1 protein-coding gene is annotated in these 616 nt (G+C 32.8%); it reads right to left on the minus strand.

The features are described from left to right. Nucleotides 1–616 (minus strand): PTS sugar transporter subunit IIA (locus IDG60_RS20445; protein WP_164826000.1); only part of this gene is annotated, 616 nt, incomplete at both ends.

Genomic DNA, 616 nt, shown 5'->3' on the forward strand with positions numbered 1-616 from the left:
AGATTCTAATTTCAAACTTAAAAATTCGGACAAGTCACTTACCAGTGATGCCATAAAATCATTGTCAGGAATAAACATGGAAATCATATATTTAATTGTTTGATTGTCATTTTGAATACTAGGCAATATTAACGGTTCTTCTAAAACTGTGATTAGAACCATAGGGTGTTTAATCATATTGTCTCTTAGGTGTGGTATCGCAACAGGATATGGACTTAATATCCATCCTGGATTGTCAATCAATCGTTGCTCTAGTAGTTCAGCGAATGACGTTGGATCGTTTATTGCATCGCATTGATATAGATAATCTGCGATATATGTTTGCCACTGTTTAACTTCGGTACTAACTATTTTCACTGAATCAAGCAAAGTTAAACCCGAACGCATATGATGCATTAATTGTTCTGATTTTTCGTCACTTAAATGTTTTTCGAAAACTGAAGTTAAGTATGAAGTTTGTTCATTTTCAAAAGATGTATTGCCATCAATATCTTTCGTTTCAACATGAACATCATCCTTATCAATCATGTTTGATGATTTATCATGCGTCTCTTGGAACGTAGACTTTGTATTTAAAAACTGTGCGACATAACTGATATCACTATCTGGTAATAAT

Source organism: Staphylococcus sp. EG-SA-2 (assembly GCF_017152085.1).